Origin of the sequence: Corynebacterium sp. LK2537 (assembly GCF_040946485.1) — a bacterium.
Classification (GTDB): Bacteria; Actinomycetota; Actinomycetes; order Mycobacteriales; family Mycobacteriaceae; genus Corynebacterium.
The window spans coordinates 1-18330 of record NZ_JAYWLQ010000005.1 but is presented as its reverse complement, the minus strand read 5'-3'; the positions used below and the strand labels follow the sequence as shown (position 1 = coordinate 18330).

General features: G+C 58.2%; 18 protein-coding genes. 11 read left to right on the top strand and 7 right to left on the bottom strand.

Translation table 11 applies throughout. From position 1 onward, the window contains the following. Nucleotides 1-103: 103 nt before the first annotated feature. Nucleotides 104-1333 carry an amidohydrolase gene (locus tag VVS03_RS07615; protein ID WP_368534653.1) on the top strand — a complete coding sequence of 410 codons (1230 nt, stop codon included), beginning with the start codon at nucleotides 104-106 and terminating at the stop codon, nucleotides 1331-1333. 98 nt (nucleotides 1334-1431) lie between these two features. Beyond that, the gene (locus VVS03_RS07610) at nucleotides 1432-2859 is read left to right on the top strand and encodes an NAD(P)H-quinone dehydrogenase (RefSeq protein WP_368520087.1); all 1428 of its coding nucleotides are present in this window, start codon (nucleotides 1432-1434) and stop codon (nucleotides 2857-2859) included. Nucleotides 2860-2971: 112 nt separating this feature from the next. Here the strand turns inward: VVS03_RS07610 and VVS03_RS07605 are convergent, their stop codons facing one another. After that, nucleotides 2972-3322 carry a hypothetical protein gene (locus VVS03_RS07605; RefSeq protein WP_368534652.1) on the bottom strand — a complete coding sequence of 117 codons (351 nt, stop codon included), beginning with the start codon at nucleotides 3320-3322 and terminating at the stop codon, nucleotides 2972-2974. A gap of 111 nt (nucleotides 3323-3433) precedes the next feature. Continuing rightward, entirely contained in the window at nucleotides 3434-4750 is a 1317-nt protein-coding gene (locus VVS03_RS07600; RefSeq protein WP_368534651.1) for a short-chain fatty acyl-CoA regulator family protein, read from the bottom strand. A gap of 193 nt (nucleotides 4751-4943) precedes the next feature. On the opposite strand from VVS03_RS07600, the gene prpD reads away from it, so the two are divergent. From prpD to VVS03_RS07575, 5 genes are all read left to right on the top strand, one after another. After that, nucleotides 4944-6455, top strand: coding sequence for a 2-methylcitrate dehydratase PrpD (prpD, locus tag VVS03_RS07595; protein ID WP_368534318.1), 1512 nt, complete (start codon nucleotides 4944-4946; stop codon nucleotides 6453-6455). After that, nucleotides 6455-7381 carry a methylisocitrate lyase gene (prpB, locus tag VVS03_RS07590; RefSeq protein WP_368534319.1) on the top strand — a complete coding sequence of 309 codons (927 nt, stop codon included), beginning with the start codon at nucleotides 6455-6457 and terminating at the stop codon, nucleotides 7379-7381. The genes prpD and prpB overlap by 1 nt, the downstream gene beginning before the upstream one ends. A 41-nt stretch (nucleotides 7382-7422) precedes the next feature. Continuing rightward, entirely contained in the window at nucleotides 7423-8595 is a 1173-nt protein-coding gene (locus tag VVS03_RS07585; RefSeq protein WP_368520091.1) for a bifunctional 2-methylcitrate synthase/citrate synthase, read from the top strand. Continuing rightward, nucleotides 8558-8929: a replication initiation protein gene (locus VVS03_RS07580; RefSeq protein ID WP_368534650.1), complete on the top strand. Its 372-nt coding sequence runs from the start codon at nucleotides 8558-8560 to the stop codon at nucleotides 8927-8929. The genes VVS03_RS07585 and VVS03_RS07580 overlap by 38 nt, the downstream gene beginning before the upstream one ends. A 128-nt stretch (nucleotides 8930-9057) precedes the next feature. Continuing rightward, the gene (locus VVS03_RS07575; protein WP_368534320.1) at nucleotides 9058-9717 is read left to right on the top strand and encodes an ArsR family transcriptional regulator; all 660 of its coding nucleotides are present in this window, start codon (nucleotides 9058-9060) and stop codon (nucleotides 9715-9717) included. A gap of 127 nt (nucleotides 9718-9844) precedes the next feature. Here the strand turns inward: VVS03_RS07575 and VVS03_RS07570 are convergent, their stop codons facing one another. Both VVS03_RS07570 and VVS03_RS07565 read right to left on the bottom strand, forming a co-directional pair. Next, nucleotides 9845-10102, bottom strand: coding sequence for a hypothetical protein (locus VVS03_RS07570; RefSeq protein WP_368534321.1), 258 nt, complete (start codon nucleotides 10100-10102; stop codon nucleotides 9845-9847). A gap of 257 nt (nucleotides 10103-10359) precedes the next feature. Beyond that, nucleotides 10360-11196, bottom strand: coding sequence for a trypsin-like serine protease (locus VVS03_RS07565; protein WP_368534322.1), 837 nt, complete (start codon nucleotides 11194-11196; stop codon nucleotides 10360-10362). Between the two features lie 187 nt (nucleotides 11197-11383). On the opposite strand from VVS03_RS07565, the gene VVS03_RS07560 reads away from it, so the two are divergent. Continuing rightward, complete coding sequence (locus VVS03_RS07560) at nucleotides 11384-13024, top strand: LGFP repeat-containing protein (protein WP_368534323.1); 1641 nt, start codon at nucleotides 11384-11386, stop codon at nucleotides 13022-13024. After that, complete coding sequence (locus tag VVS03_RS07555; RefSeq protein ID WP_035104384.1) at nucleotides 13009-13461, top strand: hypothetical protein; 453 nt, start codon at nucleotides 13009-13011, stop codon at nucleotides 13459-13461. The genes VVS03_RS07560 and VVS03_RS07555 overlap by 16 nt, the downstream gene beginning before the upstream one ends. 423 nt (nucleotides 13462-13884) lie before the next feature. Here the strand turns inward: VVS03_RS07555 and VVS03_RS07550 are convergent, their stop codons facing one another. Next, nucleotides 13885-14322, bottom strand: coding sequence for a hypothetical protein (locus tag VVS03_RS07550; RefSeq protein WP_368534324.1), 438 nt, complete (start codon nucleotides 14320-14322; stop codon nucleotides 13885-13887). Nucleotides 14323-14662: 340 nt separating this feature from the next. Here VVS03_RS07550 and VVS03_RS07545 point away from each other — a divergent pair, with 340 nt between their 5' ends. Then, on the top strand, nucleotides 14663-15256 hold the full coding sequence (locus VVS03_RS07545; RefSeq protein ID WP_368534649.1) for a recombinase family protein: 594 nt from the start codon (nucleotides 14663-14665) through the stop codon (nucleotides 15254-15256). Between the two features lie 1138 nt (nucleotides 15257-16394). Here VVS03_RS07545 and VVS03_RS07540 read toward each other — a convergent pair. Next, nucleotides 16395-17336 carry a hypothetical protein gene (locus tag VVS03_RS07540; RefSeq protein WP_368534648.1) on the bottom strand — a complete coding sequence of 314 codons (942 nt, stop codon included), beginning with the start codon at nucleotides 17334-17336 and terminating at the stop codon, nucleotides 16395-16397. A 308-nt stretch (nucleotides 17337-17644) separates the two neighbouring features. On the opposite strand from VVS03_RS07540, the gene VVS03_RS07535 reads away from it, so the two are divergent. Further along, a complete protein-coding gene (locus VVS03_RS07535) occupies nucleotides 17645-17854 on the top strand; it encodes a type IIL restriction-modification enzyme MmeI (RefSeq protein ID WP_368534647.1) in 210 nt (69 codons plus the stop codon). 132 nt (nucleotides 17855-17986) lie between these two features. Here the strand turns inward: VVS03_RS07535 and VVS03_RS07530 are convergent. Next, nucleotides 17987-18330: exonuclease domain-containing protein (locus VVS03_RS07530; protein ID WP_368534646.1), on the bottom strand; the 344-nt coding region annotated here is incomplete at its 5' end.

Sequence of the window (18330 nt, the reverse complement as noted above, 5' to 3'; positions counted from 1 at the left end):
GGAGGGGCGGTTATACTGGGCGACTAACTGAACAGCATGGTCTAGTTGTAGACTGTGGCGAGTACTAAACGAGCAGTTGCCTAACGCGGTGAGGAGGCCATTAATGGCAGACCAGACGGGAGACCCGGCGGTCCCACAGTCAATCAGCGCGTTCGTCGGCGCCTGGTTCGAGGAGCACCGGGCGGAGATCCACGGCTGGCGCCGCCACATCCACCGCCACCCGGAGACGGCAAACCGGGAGGTAGAGACCACCCGGTATATCGCCGCCCGCCTGGCCGAGTACGGCGTTAGCGCCCACCGCTTTCCGGAGACCGGCCTGATGGCCGACATCGGCCCGGAGACCGAGGGCGGGCGCGTGGCCTTCCGCGCGGACATCGACGCCCTGCCGGTCACGGAGGTCACCGGCCTGGAATTTACCTCGGAGGTCCGCGGGGTGGCGCACGCCTGCGGCCACGACGTGCACACCACCGTGGTGCTGGGCCTGGCCTGCGCGATCGCCGACTACGACCGGGCCTTCGGCCTGCCGGTCGGCGTGCGGGTCATCTTCCAGCCCGCCGAGGAGGTCTGGGTGGGTGGGGCCACCGACGTCATCGAATGGGGCGCGCTCAAGGGCGTGCACTCCATCTTCGCGGTGCACGTGGAACCCAAGCTGCGCGTCGGGCGCATCGGCGTGCGCACCGGCGCTATCACCTCGGCCACCGACATCGTCGAGCTGACCATCAACGGGCCGGGCGGGCACACCTCCCGCCCGCACCTGTCCGCGGACGTGGTCTACGCGCTGGGCAAGGTGATAACGGAGCTGCCGGCGCTGCTGTCGCGCCGGGTGGATCCGCGCACCGGCACGGTCGCCGTCTTCGGCCAAGTCAACTCCGGCTACGCGCCAAACGCCATCCCGGAGACCGGCACGGCCTCGGGCACGGTGCGCACCGCCGACATCGGGGTCTGGCGCAAGATCCAGGGGCTGGTCACCGAGCTCATCGAGCAGATCCTAGCCCCCGTCGGCGTCGAGCACGTCCTGTCCTATCACCGCGGCGTTCCGCCGGTGCTTAACGACGACGTGGCCACCGCCCTGCTGGCCAGCGCGGCCAGCCACATCGACCCGCAGGCCGTGGTGGAGGCCCCGCAGTCCTCCGGCGGGGAGGATTTCTCCTGGTACCTCGAGCACGTCCCCGGCTCCATGGCGCGCCTGGGCTGCTGGTCCGGCGACGGCGAGCAGTTCGATCTGCACATGGGGGATCTCGTGGTGGACGAGCGCGCCATCGGCGTGGGCATCAAGCTCTTTGGCTCCGTGGTGGAGCAATTCGCGAACTCGGAGGGCGTAGACCTAGGCTAGGGCGGTAGAGTAGGCCGGGAAGTATCATCTCGACACTTGTCGTGTCTCTATTTCCCCGTGACTTAATCGCCTGAATTTTTTTAAAGGAGCTTTTCTACGTGTCTCACCAGTCGCAGCGAATTGTCATCATCGGCGGCGGCCCCGCAGGTTATGAAGCAGCTTTGGCCGGTGCCAAGTATGGCGCCGACATCACCCTGATTGAGGATCAAGGCATGGGTGGCTCGGGCATCCTGCTGGACTGCGTGCCGTCGAAGTCCTTCATCGCGGGCGCCAACATTAAGACCGACCTGCGGCGTGCGGAGGCCATGGGGCTCAACGAGCACTTGGGGCACATGCCGCTGGCGCTCCAGGCCCTCAACGAGCGCGTGCAGGCCCTGGCCGCCAACCAGTCGGGCGATATCCAAAACGACATGGAACGCGCTGGCGTGCGCGTCATCAACGGCCGCGGCTACTTCGGCGAGGACCAGACTGCCAGCGCCAGCGCGTGCCACAAGGTCACCGCGGTGCACAACGACGGCGGCGAGGAAGAGGTCCTGGAAGCGGACCTGGTGCTGATTGCCACCGGCGCGACCCCGCGCATCCTGCCGGGCGCCCAGCCGGACGGCGAGCGCATCCTGACCTGGCAGCAGGTCTACAACCTGCAGGACCTGCCCGAGCACCTCGTCGTGGTCGGCTCTGGCGTCACCGGCGCGGAGTTCGTCTCCGCCTTCGCGGAGCTGGGCGTGAAGGTCACCATGGTCGCCTCCCGCGACCGCATCCTCCCGCACGACGACGCCGACGCGGCCGACGTGCTGGAGACCGTCCTGTCTGAGCGCGGCGTCGAGCTGGAAAAGCACGCCCGCGTGGACACCATCACCCGTACCGAGGACGGCGGCGTGTGCGTCAAGACCTCCGACGGCCGCGAGATCTTCGGCTCCCACGCCCTGATGTCGATTGGTTCCATCCCGAAGACGGAGGGCCTGGGCCTGGAAAACGTCGGCGTGTCCACCACCAAGTCCGGCCACATCGAGGTCGACCGTGTCTCGCGCACCAGCGTGGCCGGCATCTACGCCGCCGGTGACTGCTCCGACCTGTTCCCGCTGGCCTCCGTGGCCGCCATGCAGGGCCGCATTGCCATGTACCACGCCCTGGGCGAGGGCGTGTCCCCGCTGCGCCTGAAGACCGTCGCCACCGCCGTGTTCACCCGCCCGGAGATCGCGGCCGTCGGCTTCACCCAGGCCGAGATCGAAAACGGCGACGTCGCCGCCCGCACCATCACCATGCCGCTGAGCACTAACCCGCGCGCCAAGATGCGCTCGCTGCGCCACGGCTTCGTTAAGCTGTTCTGCCGCCAGACCTCGGGCCGCGTCATCGGCGGTGTGGTCGTCGCCCCGACGGCCTCCGAGCTCATCCTGCCGATCGCGGTCGCCGTGACCAACCAGCTCACCGTGAACCAGCTGGCGGATTCCTTCGCGGTCTACCCGTCCCTGTCCGGCACCATCACCGAGGCCGCCCGCCGCCTGGTCGCCCACGACGATCTGGAGTAGGCACCACTCAAACGCCACCCGCGGCGGCCCCGACGGCATAAATTAAAGGCAGCTGGTCAGACCAGCTGCCTTTTTTGCTGCGCTTCCTCCGGGCTCCCGCCGCCCTCGCGGCCTAGGCCCGGGGCAGGAAGAGGTAGGCCAGTAGTGCGATAAAGCCCACGGCCACGGCCGCCAGGCCCGCTAGGTTGATGGACGCGGTGCCGGTCAGCGCGATGAAGGACCCCACTCCCGCGATGATGAGCGCGGAGCCGAGGCCGCCCACGATTTTCGGCATCCGCGGCGCCTGCGGGCGGGCCAGGATGGCCACCAGCGATACCCCGGCGAGGACGAGTGTCACCCATTCCGTCACGCGAAAGGCGGCCCCGGCCTCCGCAACGAGCAGGGCGACGGCCCGGCTACGGCCAGCAGGGTGATGGCGGCGGTCTTCGGCAGGCGGGGCGTAATCGTCACGGCGAGCGTCCATTCTTCGTTTTGGGTTCGTTTATTTCTGCGATAGTAACACCAAGGTTGTCAAACTCCCGCCCAGGCGTCAACCGCTGCAGCGGTGTTGTCCGGGGCGAGGGCCGCGGCGCGGCTAGAAGCGCAGGCCGTTGGGGCTGGCGTTGAGGTCGTGGTGCGCCTCGACGCCGGATTGCGGGAAGGCGCGCTGGGGGCAGGCGCTGCGCGGGCAGGTGGTGCACCCGGGTCCGATGGGGGTCGCGGCGGCCGGGTTGAGGTTGAGGGCGTCGGAGTAGATGAGCCGGTGGGCCTGGGAGATGTCGCAGCCCAGGCCGACGGAGAACTCCTTGCGCGGGGTGCCGAAGGGCTGGACCTGGCCCTGGATGTGGCGGGCGATCCACAGGTAGCTGTGCCCGTCGGGCATGGTGGCGACCTGCCGGGTGATGCGGTTGGGGGTCTCGAAGGCCCGGTGGACCACCCACAGCGGGCAGGAGCCGCCGGAGCGGGAGAAGTGGAAGCTGGTGGCGGACTGGCGCTTGGAGATATTGCCCGCGCGGTCGGTGCGGATGAAAAAGAACGGCACGCCCTGGGCGCCGGGCCGCTGCAGGGTGGCTAGCCGCTGAGCGGTGGCCTCGAAGCTGGTGCCGAAGGCGGTGCCGAGGCGCTCGACGTCGTAGCGGAAATCCTCGGCCTGCTCGAGGAAGGCGGTGTACGGCATGGTGACGGCGGCGGCGAAGTACTGCGCCAGGCCGTAGGTGGCCAGGTCGCGGGAGCCGGCATCGGCCAGCTCGGAGACCAGGTTGTCCAGGACGTCGCGGTAGGCCAGAAGGCAGTACTGGAGGGCCATCTGGAAGCACAGCTGGGCATCGGTCAGCCCGTCCTGCAGATCCAGCTGCCGGGTCTCAGGGTCGTAGTGGCGGCGCAGGTGCGGGCCGGCCGCGCGGAAGCGGACCTGCACGCCGAGCTCGCGGTCGAGCAGCGTGGACAGCTGGGTCAGGCGGAAGAGGCTGTCACCCAGCCGGCCGGAGAGCTCCTCGGCGAGCACGTCGAGCTCGTGGATGTAGTTGTTGGTGTCGTAGAAGAAATCCCGCACGACCTCGTAGGAGCCGGCAGGGCGGGAGTCGGGCGCGCGCCGGGCGATGTCGACGAGCTCCGGCATGAGCTCGGGGTAGCGGGCGGCGATTTCGGAGAGCGTGGACTCGGGCGCTTGGGGGAAGATGGCGCGCAGGTCGGAGATGGTGCGCACGTCCTTGACCGGCGAGAAATAGGTCGGGTCCACGCCGAAGCGCTGGGTCAGCTGCATCAGTACCGTCACGGTCAGCGGGCGCTGGTCGTTTTCCAGCTGGTTGAGGTAGCTGGTGGACAGGTCCAGCTCCTTGGCCATGGCGACCTGGGTGAGGCCGCGGGACTTGCGGAGCGCGTGGATCCTTGCCCCTGCGTAGTGCTTGCTCATCGTTTTTAACCTTCCTCTGGAGCCCGTGTGCTGCGGTTTTTACAGCTTTTGCGGGAATTGCCGTCATATTCCACTCTATTCCGCAAACTTTACTTGTGGTCTGGGCCCGCGGCAAGCGCCTAGTGTGATGTGAAACGCAAACAAGTGTTACGGCCCTCACAATGGGGGCCTAGAAAGGCAGGCACGGCAGACCATGATCGAGCACCAAGTACGCACCCACAAGTCCGCGGAGGACTTCCCGCTGGAGGAGCACCTGGCCTACAAGGTGGCGCAGGTCGCCGCGGACCCGGTGGCCGTCGACGACGAGGTCGCGGACATGATCATCAACCGCATCATCGATAACGCGGCCGTGGCGGTTGCCTCCGTCACCCGCCGCCCGGTCACCTCTGCGCGCAGCATGGCCGAGGGCCACCCGGTTACCGAAGGCGGCGCCAGCGTCTTCGGCATCGACGGCACCTACTCCGCCGAGTGGGCCGCCCTGGCCAACGGCACCGCCGTGCGCGAGCTGGACTTCCACGACACCTTCCTGGCCGCGGAATACTCCCACCCCGGCGACAACATCCCGCCGCTGCTGGCTGTCGCCCAGCATAAGGGCCTGGGCGGCAAGGAGCTCATCCGCGCGGTGGCCACCGGCTACGAGATCCAGGTCAACCTGGTCAAGGGCATCTGCCTCCACGAGCACAAGATCGACCACGTCGCCCACCTCGGCCCGTCCGTGGCCGCCGGCCTGGGCACCCTGCTGGAGCTGGACACCGAGACCATCTACCAGGCCGTGGGCCAGGCGCTGCACACCACCACCGCCACCCGCCAGTCCCGCAAGGGCCTGATTTCCTCCTGGAAGGCCTACGCCCCGGCGTTCGCCGGCAAGATGGCCATCGAGGCCGTCGACCGCACCATGCGCGGCGAGGGCGCGCCGGCCCCCATCTGGGAGGGCGAGGACGGCTTCATCGCCTGGATGCTGCACTCCCCGGAGCGCACCTACACTGTGCCGCTGCCGGCCCCCGGCGAGGCCAAGCGCGCCATCCTGGACACCTACACCAAGGAGCACTCCGCGGAATACCAGTCCCAGGCGCCCATCGACCTGGCCATCCGCATGAAGCAGACCCTGGCGGACAAGGGCCTGGACACCGCTGACATCGAGTCCATCGTCCTGCACACCTCGCACCACACCCACTACGTCATCGGCACCGGCGCGAACGACCCGCAGAAGATGGACCCGCAGGCCTCCCGCGAGACCCTGGATCACTCCATCATGTACATCTTCGCCGTGGCCCTGCAGGACGGCGGCTGGCACCACGTGGACTCCTACTTGCCGGAGCGCGCCGCCCGCCCGGACACCGTGGAGCTGTGGCACAAGATCTCCACCGTGGAAGACCCCGAGTGGACCCGCCGCTACCACTCCCACGACCCGAACGAGAAGGCCTTCGGCGCCAAGGCCGTCATCACCTTCAACGACGGCACCGTGGTCGAGGACGAGATGGCCGTGGCTAATGCCCACCCGCTGGGCGCGCGCCCGTTCGAGCGCGACAACTACATCGCCAAGTTCCGCACCCTCGCCGAAGGGCAGGTCGACCCGGCCGAGCAGGACCGATTCCTGGCCGCCGCCCAGAACCTGCGCGAACTCACCGATCTGAGCGAGCTCAACGTCCGGCTTAACGATGCCGCCCTCGCCCAAGCCCCCAACACCCCGGAAGGACTCTTCTAATGGCTGGCCTGTTTGGTTCCACCGTCACCGATACTGAGAAGCGCCAGGCGCTGCGCCAAGCCCTGGCGGACGAGAACATCACCACGCTGCCCGGCGCGTTCAACCCGCTGACCGCGCGGCTCATCCAGGACATCGGCGGCTTCGGCGGCGTCTATATCTCCGGCGCCGTGCTGGCCAACGACCTGGGCCTGCCGGACATCGGCCTGACCGCCCTGACCGAGGTGGCCCAGCGCGCCGGGCAGATAGCCCGCGTGACCGACCTGCCGGTGCTGGTCGATGCCGACACCGGCTTCGGCGAGCCCATGTCCGCCGCCCGCACCATCGCCGCGCTGGAAGACGCCGGCCTGGCCGGCTGCCACCTGGAGGACCAGGTCAACCCGAAGCGCTGCGGCCACCTGGACGGCAAGGAGGTCGTGGAAACCGACGTGATGGTGCGCCGCATTACCGCCGCCGTCAACGAGCGCCGCGACGAGAACTTCGTCATCTGTGCCCGCACGGACGCCGCCGGCATCCACGGCATCGACGAGGCCATCGAGCGCGCCAAGGCTTACGCCGACGCCGGCGCCGACCTGATCTTCACGGAGGCGCTCTACAGCCCCGCGGACTTCGAGAAGTTCCGCGCCGCGGTGGACACCCCGCTGCTGGCGAACATGACGGAGTTTGGCAAGACCGAGCTGCTCAGCGCCCAGCAACTGCAGGATCTGGGCTACAACGCCGTCATCTGGCCGGTCTCCACCTTCCGCGTGGCCATGGGCGCGACCGAGGACTTCCTCCGCGACATGGCGGACACCGGCCTGCAGACCGAGTGGCTCGAGCGCATGCAGCACCGCTCCCGCCTCTACGAGCTGGTTCGCTACGACGAGTACAACGCCTTCGACAACTCGGTGTTCACCTACTCCAAGGACTCCTACCGTCCTACCTTCTAAACCCCACCACCCACCTTCGTTGAAAGAAAGAGGCATTCACCATGTCTGATACCGCAGCTGATACCAAGAACCAGGAACCGGAGATCCGCAAGGGCCTCTACGGCGTCGTCGTCGACGAGACCGCCATCTCCAAGGTCGTCCCGGAGACCAACTCCCTGACCTACCGCGGCTACCCGGTCCAGGAACTGGCCCGCTACTGCTGCTTCGAGGAGGTCGCCTACCTGCTGTGGAACGGCAAGCTGCCCGGCCAGGAATCCCTCATCCGCTTCTCCGCCCGGGAAAAGGCCCTGCGCCACCTGGACCGCCACCTCATCGACCTGATCAAGTCGATGCCGCTGTCCTGCCACCCGATGGACGTCCTGCGCACCGCCATCTCCTATATTGGCGCCCAGGACCCGGAGGCCTACACCCGCGACTCCGAGCACATCCGCCGCACCGCCTTAGAGCTGATGGCCAAGATCCCGACGATCATCGCCCTGGACATCCGCCGCCGCCGCGGCGAGGACTACATCCAGCCGTCCCGCAAGAAGGGCTTCGCCGAGAACTTCCTGTGGATGGTCTTCGGCGAGGAGGAAGGCTCCCCGGCCAACAACCGCGCTGATATCGAGGCCTTCGACAAGTCGCTCATCCTCTACGCGGAGCACTCCTTCAACGCCTCCACCTTCTCCGCCCGCGTAGTCACCTCCACCATGTCGGATACCTACTCCGCCATCGTGGCCGCCATCGGCGCCCTCAAGGGCCCGCTGCACGGCGGCGCCAACGAGGCCGTGATGAAGAACTTCCTGGAGGTCGGCGACCCGGCCAAGGCGGAGGAGTGGACCAAGAACAAGCTGGCCAACAAGGAACTGGTCATGGGCTTTGGCCACCGCGTCTACAAGAACGGCGACTCCCGCGTGCCCACCATGGAGGCCGCCTTCAAGGAGCTGGCCAAGGAGCACGGCCAGGAACAGTGGGTCGAGATGTACGACATCATGGCGAAGACCATGTACGAAAACACCTCCATCAAGATCCGCCCGAACCTGGACTTCCCGGCCGGCCCGGCCTACCACATCCTGGGCTTCGACATTGAGTTCTTCACGCCCATCTTCGTGATGTCCCGCATCACCGGCTGGACCGCCCACATCGTGGAGCAAAACGAGAACAACTCGCTCATCCGTCCGCTGTCTGCCTACGTCGGTGAAGAACAGCGCTCGGTCCCGCCGAAGTCCTACTAAGGCGGTTTGGCTCAAACCCTTTGTACGTAGCGTGGTGCGCTCACTTATCTCGAACAACATCGGGCCGGCCTGGGGTGGAATCAACCCCACGAACGGGAAAGCCCAGTTCATCTGGCTTATCGACCCCGTCTACGCCTACCGTGATGGTAAATCAGCGCAGATGAAGCTACTGGCAGCAACTACGCGCGTACTGGGGGAGCTTTTAGACCATGACCCGCACTTTTCCCACCGGTTTAGCCGAAACCCTTTTTACACGGGCAAAGCTCCGACCGCTTATCGTTGGTACAGGCAGCACAATAGGGTGATGCGTCTTGGAGACTTGGTAAAAAGGTGAGGGACTTGGCAGGACACGACCAGTTCGAAGCTGCCCCACACCAGCAGTTTTCCACTGGCCGTGAGTTTATCAACGCGGTCAAGGCCCGGCGTTAGGAAGCCCAAGCATTCAAAGCCCTGGCCCAAGACGTGGACGCTGAAATCGCTGGAGGACTCGACCAGTACGATCCGGAGCTTATTGACGGGGTGCGCGTGCTGTGGATTACCCCAGGCACCGCAGCTCGCGACGAAACCGCTTTCCGCCATGCGCTCAAGACCGGCCACCGCTTGCGCCAGCAAAGGCAGCGCCTGACTGATTCGGCGATTATCGACGCATACGAGCATGCCTACAACGTCGCACAAGCCCACGGCGGAGCAGGACGTAGCAGCGAGATGCCACCGATGCGTGACCGCCAGACCATGGCAAGGCGAGTGCGAGGCTACGTCACTCAGTCCAAGAGCGAGGCCTACAGCGGCTCTAGTGCGCCAGGTAAAGCTACCAGCAGCGAACGCAAAGCACTAGCCACCATGGGCCGCAGAGGCGGTAAGAAAGCCGCAGAGCGCTGGAAAACAGCCCCTGACGGTGATTACGCACAAGGCCGCTTAAGCGTTATGAAAAAGACACACAAGCGCAAGAAAGTACAAGGGCTTAGTAATAAGCAATCTGTTGGCCAGTTCGTGACGGCTTTTTGGGTTGAAATGGACCGCCTCCCTACACGACGAGAGATTATGACTGAAACGGGATTGTCAGAGGCAACCGTGAAACGGCATCTGAGAACGCTCCGATCTGAAGGGGCAATCCCGGAGTAGGGGGGTCACACCATAAGCAATATACGGTTCCCCTGCCGTTAGGCAGTTAAGTAAAACCTCTCTTAACAAGATTAGGTTGGATGAATTATGCTCCGGTGTCACTAAGAGTGCCAATAGTGTGTTGCCGCTAGCGCCAGAAGACGAGCAGATCGAGCAGCTCCGTCCAGCTGTGTATGGCGGTCATGGTGTCGGCAAGCAGTACGCCGATGGCAGCGCCTAGAGCGAGCGAGAGCAGTTCAGAGAATCGCCCAGGACTGGTGTTGGCATTGTTACTTATAGCTGAGAAATAGAGTTTTTGTCTCCACTTTTCGTCAGGTACTTGCCTGTTTCTTTTTGCTGAGGACGAGGGTTGTCTCGGATTGATGTTATGAAGCTCAACATACATCCAGCAAATAGGAAACCGCTAATCTGCAAGTGAGTAGCCCAATTCCCGCCGCCACCGGAAACAACAAGGAAAATAGTAAACGTTATAGCGGCTAGACAATGGATAGCAAGACGACTATGTGCATGTAGTCGTTGATTCTTTGGCCATACACTCCCAAGGAGCCAGCTCACTACTGTAAGAATAAGATAAAAAATTATTCCAACTAGTATTCCAGGAACTATATAGAGCATACTTCTTTTACTCGGGGTATTGATGTTTTAAAAATGGCTTGAGCTTGATAGCGAGGACATTGCAGAAGAGCTCTTTCGTGTTTCTTTATGAGTATCTGGGACATGGGGCTCAACGGGCGGATGAGCTACAGGGGGAGCATACTTAAGGCCGTTTTCTGCTTTAACTTTTTCTTGAGGGGAAAGTCCCACGTTAGAGTGGATGGTTTCATGTACCCAGTCAGCCCTCGGAGGAAGGTTTGTATGCCACATGGGCCTATCTTTCCCATCGATGCATTCTGGGTTAAATCCGCCGGCAGTGTGTACTGCGTAGAGAGTGTTGTTTTTGTAGATAGGTGCTCCTGAATCTCCGCCGCAGGAGCGTGAGTCCGTTGACGATTTCCCTTTGAGCAGATCGGTATACGTAACGTTTCCAAAGTTTAAGGAGTCTACTTTTTCGGAAATGACTGTTTCCGCCGAAGAAGCATAGTCATGGGGTTGACCATAACCAGTAAGTACGGCTTGATCCCCGATCTTCAACGGCTCTGTGGCCACGGTAAATGAATCGGCATTGATTCCGTCACCGACTTTAATAAGCGCAACATCTTCAGTAGAAGACTTGGTATAAATGGCAGCGATACCTGCTACTTCACCATCTGATTGGCGGAGAAAACCATCCATAAAAGGTGAATTAGACACACAGTGATGCGCGGTCAACCAGAAATTGTCCCCTACATAGCTGGCCGTGCAATCACGCCGAACACGTTGTTGCTGTGAGTCATCCAAGCTCGGAGTTACCGACCATAAAGCCGCAATACGATTATCATTCACCGGCACAGTACTGCTTGCCTGCAATGAAGCGAAGTCATTATCTGCAGCAACAGCCACCGAAGAGCAAGCCCCTAGCGCAGTAAATACGCAGGCTAGAGAAGAAAGACCGAGTTTAACTATTTTCATGGTTACCCCACGAGATTAGAAAGGAGAACTTTTTCACTTAACCAGCGTAGCCTGCCACCAAGCTATAAGCTGACCTAGTAGAACAACTCCTTGTTTCACTCTCATCTAAGGACCACCAATGAAAGCTCTCTCACGCAAACTCCTTGCTTTCGTCTCAGCAAGCTTATTAATCAGTACCACCCCCGGCACTGCAGTCGCACAATCATCTTTTTCTGATTCATTATCGTCATCAGCGTCACAGGATACTTTTCCTGCTGATTCTAGTGAAAATTCCGTAGAGGAAATCGACAGTAAAGAAACGTCAGATGAATACCCCACTCCAGTACTGCCAGAGTGGGCTAAGGGGGCTTCGTCTGAAACTGTAGAGACTGAACTTTCACCGGAAGAGGTCTCCGAGTGGACTCCGACGAAATCTCCTAAATCTACTGTACGCCCTGGCGAAATGCGTAGCGATAGGGAAGAAATACCGGGTGATTTCACCAAAGAAGAGGCGGATCTTGCAGAAACAAAAGAAGCACAGCTGCAAGAAGAAGACAATCCGACCCTAAATTCTGCCCCAGGCTGCAAAGTTTACTGGCCTTCTCCTTTTGAAGTATGCGGTGCAATCCGGGAACTTTATGATTCCGTTGGCGGACCGAAAAGCTTTCTAACGTTTCCTAAAAGCAACGAGCTAACGAATCCTGACGGTATTGGTAAAAGGTCCGAATTCGTCAACGGGTTTATCTATTGGCATCCAAAGACAGGTGCTCATACTGTTAGCATTCCTGCAACCGTCGTGTGGGCAAAGCATGGTTGGGAACGCGGGCACTTCGGGTACCCAATGACTAATGATATCGCTCTCGGAGATAGCTGGTATAAGCAGAAATACCAAGGTGGCTACATCTACACACGAAACTCCATTCCTGCAGTACAAGCAGGAATTCAGGGGCGAATCTATGACAAATGGCAGGACATGGGAGCCCAAAAGAGTACCTTAGGTTTCCCTATCAGCAGCGAAGAAAAAACACCTGACGGGATTGGGCGATACAACCTTTTCCAAAAAGGAATTATGGTTTGGCACCCCAAATTCGGCGCTCACGCTATAACAGGCGATGTACTACTGCAGTGGGTGTATGCAGAAGCAATCGGAGAAGATCAGGGGTATCCCACCGGAGATCCACAAGATTTTCAAGAGGGGTGGAAGCAGCAGTCCTTTGAAAAAGGAAAAATTTATGGTTTCCAGCTAGAAAAGTTTTTCCCAGAGTACCTCCCTGGGGCAGGGCTCGAGCAAGATACACCTACCCTACAGGGCAGCGGACCTGCTGGAGGCAATGACTACACCGATGAACTTCTTCTGGAGACTAGGGATATGTGTGGTGAGCCCATACTCCTGCGACGTGGATGGTTTAACACGACGGACAAATATCCATGGGGATACGACAAAATTGTTCATAAACACAACATTTGGAGTTTGTGGTCTATAAAAACCGTGCTTAATAACTCTTGTGTACGAGAGGTTCAGGGCCCTTCTATGAAATATGAAGAAGATGTTTATCAAGTCAAATGCTCTGATCCGGTAGGAGCAGTTTGCCGGCTCACTGGTGAATCTTTTACATACCGTGCGATTGTTGAGCCGAAACCTCGTGGAAACGCTTCAGAGCCACGCGGAATTACTACTATGTATCCCGTTCACAATACTGGTACTCACGGAATGAGCGACAAGGCCCCCAGCTGGTTTAGTACAGATATTCCCACTTTGGATTTATGGAAATGGCAGTAACCCCAGAGCGTCATTTTGATTTAAAGACTGCTGCATTTTGTTTGGCGGAAATCCTTAATAAGGATGCTTTGAGTGAAAATAAGTTTAGGGGTGAAGCCGCCACATCATTGCCAAGGTTCCATGGCGCCGCTGCTTGGATTAATACCTTCTTATACATTATTTTGAAAGTAGAAACACCTAACGGTACAGCCTTTGTGGGGTTTGAAGCCATCTTCCACCCTGAGGGAACTTTTCGAGAATACTCGGTTGAGTATGAAAATGTCCACGACTTATGGGCATACGAAATTGCTGGTGAACCATTTCTTAAAGAACTCGATTTTGAGGATCCAAACCGTATCACTTGGTTGAAAACAGATAGGAAAAGTTTCGTTCCTTCTACATGGAACGACTTGCTCGATTTTAATGATGCTTCGAATCAAATATGGATGCAGGATTAAAGGATTTTCCTTTTGACTATTGTCATGAAGGAACTTGACCACTTAATACGAGATGACTCGTATCCGCCATCAGGTCATCGTAAATAGCTGCTACCCGACACGGCCAGAACCGTCGACTTAATGGTCTGATTGACGGAAAACGGGCCTGACCCTTGTTTGCTGGATATCTAACATCCAGCCCAGTCAGGCTGGGAAGAATTATAAGCTACACTCTAAGCGAACAGTTAAAGGTTGGATCTGGAAGATCATTTGAACTTCGGGGAATAGTAGAAACTACTATTCACATTGAAGGTGCGCAAGAGACCCGTGGGTTGAAGACACTTTTCCCGCTGCGTGGTTCCAATGGTGGTAGTGACGTAGCTCCTCGGTGGTTTAACTTGGAACACAATATCGACTAAAAGACGAAGGGGCTAGTCTGTCTGACTAGTTGTGAGTGGCTAGGGGTAGATAAATATCTGCCCCTTCGCTTTTCATTTTTTTTAGTTCCGTAAAATGCTTCGGATCGTAGTCTCTCTCGCCACCAATCCATTCAATCTTATCGTCGGAACCGTAATCTAAATACGGGGCAACAGCATTTCCTGCCAACTGATCTCCCCACCCCGTAACAGCGGTTCTCCCCTCTGATGAGTAGCTTTCACCCGATTCAAGAGTGTGTCGTGGAATCAGCGCAAATTCCATGCCAACATATGCAAGTCCTTGCGCGGATTTAACTGAAAATACGCAATATGCGTACTTGGACGTTTTCCAGGTAGCTCGTACTTCGACATCATCGGGAGACACACAATTTTCTGAGGGAAAATACCTCTTTAGTAAATGGCGTATCTCCTGGTAAAAAATTTCTGAACTCCACGTTTCCGTCATAATTCACACTCCGTATTTCACTAGGCTGCATAACTTTGGTTAAATTGCATGAGTCTTCACTATGGCTAAAACGGTACACCCTATTGTTACACGTGCCTGCGGCAGAATGTTTGCTGTAAAATAGGGTCGTTCCTAGCATTGTTTTACACGTGTCTAGTGGGGTCTAAGCCCTAGGCTTACAGAATGTGGTGAGTGTGGTGTTGTCGTCTGACGGTTTCCATGACGCTGATGGTCTCGACGGGGCACAGTTGTCTGACTTGGCGCGGGTGGTTGAGTCGTATCGTGATGCGGTCATTGCCCAGGAGAATGCTGCCTTTAAACCCCCGCAGGGAGAAGACTGATGGACAATGACTCTGGTTCGCGTGGGCAGCGGGTGGGCTATATCCGTGTCTCGTCGGTGGAGCAGAATAATCAGCGTCAGAAAGAACTGCTCAATGCTTCCGGCAGGATTGACCGGTTCTTTGAAGATAAGATTTCCGGCCGCACCAAGGCTGCGCGCCCTGGGCTTGTCGAGTGTATGGCGTATGTGCGCGACGGTGACGAGCTTGTCGTGTCGTCGATTGACCGCTTAGCCCGTTCGCTAGCGGATTTGCGCGGTATTGTTGATGAGCTTACCGGCAAGGGTGTGACTGTTACTTTTCTGCATGAGAATCTTGTCTTTGCGAAAGACACCACAGATCCACGTGCGGATTTAATGCTTGGCATTTTGGGTTCTTTTGCGGAGTTTGAGCGGGCCATTATCCGGGAGCGGCAGGCGGAGGGGATTGCGTTGGCGAAAAAGGCTGGCAAGTACAAAGGCCGCAAGCCTGCTCTTAGCCCGCAGCAAGTGGCGGAGATTAAGCGGCGCGTGCTGGCGGGGGAGTCGAAAGCAGCCTTGGCGCGAGAATTCGGGGTCACCCGGCCTACGGTGTATCGGGCATTGAAGAACGTCTAAGCGTCGGCGGCGTGAGGGTAAATCTGCGCACCCACGGTGCCTGCCGTATGGCAGGACATATGCCTAAGCATATGGCAAGGCATACACTATAACATATGTCCTCATTTATGTAGTGACACCTGCACGGTCGCGTACTTATCTCCACGATATAGGCGCAGAAATTGACGAATTTAAGCATGGTTACGGGTAGCTCTGTGCGCGTTTTCCCTCGTGGGCGACTTTATAAAGGCAGGAGCGGAATCACGCTTCTAGGTCTCGTCAGGTGCGGCTGCTAACGTTATTTTCGGTTCACAATCACACCCCACTACTTGTAGTGGGGCGTGGGCGTGACTTCCTCGTCGGTGCGCGGTTGGCCCGCGCGTGACGTGGGCTGTCCCGCGCGCCCTTTTTTCAGGCGAGCGGACAACCCTACGACGCAAGGGGAGGTAGACAATGGGTAAGCACTCATTGGATACACCCGGTCGCAAAAAGAAAAGACCTTGACGCCACGAAGCTTAGCTGGCTCGATGTGGCAATCAAGGTCATAACACTTGCGACCGTAACCGTGAAGCTCATTGCAGTGACGCTTCACGTGGGTCTTTAGGCCCGAGGGTCTCAACGAGCTGGCACTCGTTGGGGCCCTTTTATTGTGCAGCGGCAATTCAGGGATGAACTGTGCTGTCATGTTTTAGGCTAATGCGCGCGCGGAGGTTTCGCAATACTCCCGCACTGGGGTGCCCATCTTCTCTTGCCCGTTATGGGCAGGAAGTTGTGTCGTCGCGTGTCGAGTTATGTGTAGGTGTCAGGCCTGCCGTATGCCTTGCCATATGTTTAAATACATGTTCGCCGACATGTAGTTTCACCTGCCGGTTTTCAACCTAAACCAGCTGAAAGCAAGGGATAAAGCAACGCAATATGGGGAAACTTCCGCTAAAGCGGAATGCCCCATATCGGCTTTAGAGAGAGGATTAGTCCTCATCAACTGGATACTTCTTTCTCATAGTCCAATCTACCCAGAACCAAATACAGAACAAGATTAGGGCTACCACTGTCCTAGGACCGGTGCCTAAATCTAGGACCAACCCGAAAAATAGTCCCAAAAGTATCGCTAATACAAGAAATATGATCCAGGTAAGTCTTGGGTGATATTTCTTAGGTTTTATCTTTTGCATTCATGCGCCCCAACTGGATTCGGACGATCTCCCATGTTAGGTGCAATCCTAATCTGATAGCAGGTGCTAGGCTCGTATTCAGGGACTGCCTTTACTACGTTAACAAGATCAAGTGCGTTTACCCCACCAATCAAACAAACGGGGCCCAAAACCAGTTTGGCAGGAGTGGGGAGCTTCGAGACATTACAGGCAACAAGGAAGGAACCAGTAACTCCCACAGTAGTCATACTGTGGAGCGTCCTAAATTCGTGTCCCCAAGCATTTAGGTACACACCTCTCCCATAAGAAATTCGCGGATCGGCGAGGACCTCTTCGTTAGGGTCAGAGCGTTCGATTTTTTGTACAATCTTGCCGTTTTCGATTTCGTACCAGGTCGGAACTTCTTCCCCCTTACGATCTACAGCCCACGGCTTTTCTAAGTAAGCATCATACGTAATATTTCCTCCCTCTTGGAGGGCTTTTTGGAACTCTACTTCTCCAGAGGGATTTACCTTCGCGTCTACCCCTTCGGGAAGCTGCAATTCCCACTCCGTTGAGGACTCTCCTTTGGGAATAAGAGCGTATGCAGCAGCTCCATCATCTGTATCGCGATAGACGGTGCTGGAGTCGGCAACCCAGTTATCCCCATTCTTGTTTGATTGGACAGCGTCAGTAAGAGCACCTCCCGCCGATAGTTGAGCTTCCCCCTGATTTTCCCCGAGAGAAAAGGCGATCCCCTCTTCAGAAACCCGCGCACTCTCCTTGTCCGCATCACTTGCTTGCTCCGTAAAAGCACTTCGCGTTGAGGTTTGTCGTTCTTTCTCAACACTAATAACACGATCAATGTTGAGATCAGCCTTCGTATCTGCTTGGGCTACAGCGACAGGGACACACGCTGCCGAAACAGCGACTGCTACCGACAGCGTAAGCCGTTTGACCTTATTTCTCATGCTCTCCATTCCCTCAGGGTGAAAACAAAACTCACATGACCGACCCATCCACTAAGCCTGTTTATCAAGTGAACAAGCCTCACCCCTTAGGCTATAAAATCCGGTTACCAATTATTTCTTTTGCCCCATAATTAGGGTATTTATGAACGATCTTGGTGCCGTCATTACCTGCATTCTTCATCTGTCAACAAGCAGCGGGGGAAGAATTAAACTGGGACTCTGTTTCACTAATACCTTGATCAAAATATTTCTCCGCATCAGTAACGGGAGAGAAGGCGCGGCAGCACATTATTAAGGCAGGCAGAAAGGTGCTCAATGCCCGCGCGCTACACCCAGAGCGCTCGCTCGCGGAGCACTACAACCCGCTGGCCATGGATCCTGCACTCGTGAAAGCCCACGACGTGCTCGACCGTGAGGTGGATAAGGCGTTTGGCGCGCCCCGAAAGCTGACAACTGTTCGGCAGCGCCAGGAGCTATTGTTCGCCAACTACGAAAAGCTCACCACGCAGCAGCCGTAAAACACCTAGTATGTCCTGCTATATGGCAGGACATATGTTTAGCCATATGTTGTAGCGTATGTTCCGCCATATGCTAAAGCATATGGCCACGTGCTCGTCTCGGCTATGTCAGCGGTGGTGCTGGTAGTAGGCCTATATATTGCGGGGGAGTAGTGGTGTGGCGTGGCTTTTCTGCCAGGTGTTGGTGGCGTGGAATGCTTCGCCTTGGCGCAGAATCTTGCGGCCAATTTCGCCGCGTTTGAACCCGAAGAGGGCGTGGAGCATGTTTACTGTGGCGGTCGCATCGGCTACTGCTGCGTGCGCGTCGGGGTTGTCTAGCCCTAGGCGGTTAAGGAGTGCCGGTAGGTTGTAGGGGCCACGGTCGAGTATTTGCTTGGCAAGGTCAATGGTGTCAATGAAGGGGAAGAACTCGTCCTCGTCATCGTCGACGCCGGTCATGCGGTCTGTCTCTGGGGTTGCCCGCAAATCGTGGACAC

What these genes read in the sequence shown, in the direction of transcription:
- VVS03_RS07540 (WP_368534648.1), bottom strand. Translation starts at nt 17,336, where the DNA reads ATGAGAAATAAGGTCAAACGGCTTACGCTGTCGGTAGCAGTCGCTGTT.
- prpD (WP_368534318.1), top strand. Translation starts at nt 4,944, where the DNA reads ATGATCGAGCACCAAGTACGCACCCACAAGTCCGCGGAGGACTTCCCG.
- VVS03_RS07570 (WP_368534321.1), bottom strand. Translation starts at nt 10,102, where the DNA reads ATGTATGTTGAGCTTCATAACATCAATCCGAGACAACCCTCGTCCTCA.
- VVS03_RS07605 (WP_368534652.1), bottom strand. Translation starts at nt 3,322, where the DNA reads ATGGACGCTCGCCGTGACGATTACGCCCCGCCTGCCGAAGACCGCCGC.
- prpB (WP_368534319.1), top strand. Translation starts at nt 6,455, where the DNA reads ATGGCTGGCCTGTTTGGTTCCACCGTCACCGATACTGAGAAGCGCCAG.
- VVS03_RS07615 (WP_368534653.1), top strand. Translation starts at nt 104, where the DNA reads ATGGCAGACCAGACGGGAGACCCGGCGGTCCCACAGTCAATCAGCGCG.
- VVS03_RS07555 (WP_035104384.1), top strand. Translation starts at nt 13,009, where the DNA reads ATGGAAATGGCAGTAACCCCAGAGCGTCATTTTGATTTAAAGACTGCT.
- VVS03_RS07585 (WP_368520091.1), top strand. Translation starts at nt 7,423, where the DNA reads ATGTCTGATACCGCAGCTGATACCAAGAACCAGGAACCGGAGATCCGC.
- VVS03_RS07600 (WP_368534651.1), bottom strand. Translation starts at nt 4,750, where the DNA reads ATGAGCAAGCACTACGCAGGGGCAAGGATCCACGCGCTCCGCAAGTCC.
- VVS03_RS07545 (WP_368534649.1), top strand. Translation starts at nt 14,663, where the DNA reads ATGGACAATGACTCTGGTTCGCGTGGGCAGCGGGTGGGCTATATCCGT.
- VVS03_RS07560 (WP_368534323.1), top strand. Translation starts at nt 11,384, where the DNA reads ATGAAAGCTCTCTCACGCAAACTCCTTGCTTTCGTCTCAGCAAGCTTA.
- VVS03_RS07550 (WP_368534324.1), bottom strand. Translation starts at nt 14,322, where the DNA reads ATGACGGAAACGTGGAGTTCAGAAATTTTTTACCAGGAGATACGCCAT.